Annotated in this window: 1 protein-coding gene; it reads left to right on the top strand. The window is 72.3% G+C overall.

The features are described 5' to 3' along the window. Positions 1 to 146: 146 nt before the first annotated feature. Positions 147 to 2,192: PAS domain S-box protein (locus tag VME70_01420; GenBank protein HTW18854.1), on the top strand; the 2,046-nt coding region annotated here is incomplete at its 3' end.

Here is a 2,192-nt window from a genome sequence, read left to right as displayed (position 1 = left end):
CCAGCCCTGGCGCACATCATTAGGAAGGGAAGTAACTCCCTTCCGCAGACCTAGGCCCTGGCAGGTGGCACCATGAGAATGTGGTGGCAGAGCAGGCGCACCCAGCGTGGGGAGGCGGACCGGGGTCCCCCTCACCCGGCGAGCCCGTGGGGCGGAATGCCCGGGAGCGGATCGACGCGACCGCCCGTGCCGTGATCGAGAGCGCCGCCGATGCCATCGTCGCCTACGGCACCGACCGCACCGTCATGCTCTGGAACCCGGCCGCCGAGCGGATGTTCGGCTGGGCGGCCGACGAGGTGATCGGCCTCGAGCCGCCGACGATCCCCGAGGAGAGCGCGGCCGAGCACAACGCCGTGTTCGAGCGGGTCCGCGGCGGCGGGCAGGTCTCCTTCGCGACCCGGCGGATCCGCAAGGACGGGTCGGTGATCGACGTCCGCATCGACACCAGCGCGCTCACCGACGGTGCCGGCGACGTGATCGGCTGGGTCAACATCTGCCACCAGACCGGCGAGGACGACGTCGCCCGGCACTACATGGCCGAGCGGGCGCGGGTGGTGCGCCGCCTGGGCGACGTGGTGGCCGACATGAACGCCCAGCGGGACCTGGAATCCGTGCTCGACCGGATCGCGGCCAGCCTTCGCGAGCTGACCGGGGCCGACGCGGGCGGGTTCGTGCTCATCGAGGACGAGCGACTCCGCCTCGTCTCCACCGCCGGCCTGCCCGCCCGGCTCCGCGGCCGGGTCGCCTCGCTCTCGAGCAGCCTGGTCGGCGAGCTGATGCGGTCGGGTAAGACGGTGATGATGGCGACCGACGAGGCCGGCGGGTTCGACGACCTCATCTGGTCGGCGCTGCCCGGTCTGCACACGATCGCGCTCTCCCTGTCGCACGTCGGCGGCCGCCCCTACGGCGCGCTCTACGCGCTCTACAGCCGCCGCACCCTCAGCCACGTTGAGCTCGAGCTGCTCGAGCTGCTGGCCGGGCACGCCGGGGTGGCGCTGACCAACGCGATGGCGTTCGAAGAGGTCGTCCGGCAGCGTGCGCACGAGCGGGCCGTCATCGACGGCAGCGCCGACGGCATCGCGGTGCTCGACGAGAGCGGTAACGTCCGGCAGTGGAACCCGGCCGCGCACCGCATCACCGGCACCCCGGCCAGCGAGGTGATGGGCACGCCGCCGCCGTTCCCGCTGCCGGTGCCGGGGGAGCGGCGCACGCACAAGCTCCCGAGCGGCCGCTGGGTCGACGTGCTCTGCACCGAGCTCGGCGAGGGCGGCGAGAAGGTGGTCGACTTCCGCGACGTCACTGCGGCTAAGGAACTCGAAGAGGCGAAGGACCTGTTCCTGGCGACGACCAGCCACGAGCTGCGCACCCCGATCACCGTCGTTCAGGGTTTCGCCTCGACGCTGGCGAGCCGGTGGGAGCAGCTCTCGGACGCCGACCGCCGGGCCGCGGTCAGGACCATCGCCGAGCGGGCGGGCTCGCTCGGCCGGCTGGTCGAGCAGCTGCTCCTCGGCGCCCGCGCGGGCGCCGACGCGCTCCCGGTCAACAACGACTCGTTCGACCTGGCCGCGCTGCTGCGGGCCACCGTGGTCTCGTTCGGCCCGCTGTCCGACAAGCACGAGGTGGTCGCGGACGTCCCGGCCGACCTCCCCCTCGCCTACGGTGACGCGATGGCGACCGACATCATCGTCGGCCAGCTGCTTGAGAACGCGTTCAAGTACTCGCCCTCCGGCGGCACCGTCATGGTCCGCGCCCGGGTCGTCGGCCCCATGATCGAGGTCGACGTCGAAGACGAGGGCATCGGCATCTCGGCAGGCGACCACGAGCGCATCTTCGAGCGGTTCGTGCAGGGCGAGACCGGCGATCGGCGCCGCTTCGGCGGCGTCGGCATCGGTCTCTACATCGTCCGGCGGCTCGCCGTCGCCCAGAACGGCACGGTCGTGGCCAGGACCCGCCCCGAGGGCGGCACGATCATGCGGCTCAGCCTGCGCTGCGCGGGCGAGTTACAGCCGCGCCTGCTCGCGGTGGCGGGGCTCGCCGCCGGTGGCGGCCAGGTACTCGTCGATGACGCCGGGGACGTCGTCGCTGTCGCGCAGGATCTGGCCGGCCTCCATCCAGATCACCCGGTTGCAGCTCTGCTCGATCTCGCCGAGGTTGTGGGCCACGAGGAAGACCGTGCCGGCCTCGTCGCGCAG

The organism is Mycobacteriales bacterium (assembly GCA_035504215.1).
Lineage (GTDB): Bacteria > Actinomycetota > Actinomycetes > JAFAQI01 > JAFAQI01 > DATAUK01.
The sequence above is the reverse complement of the archived record's forward strand: the minus strand, read 5'-3'. Positions and strand labels throughout refer to the sequence as shown.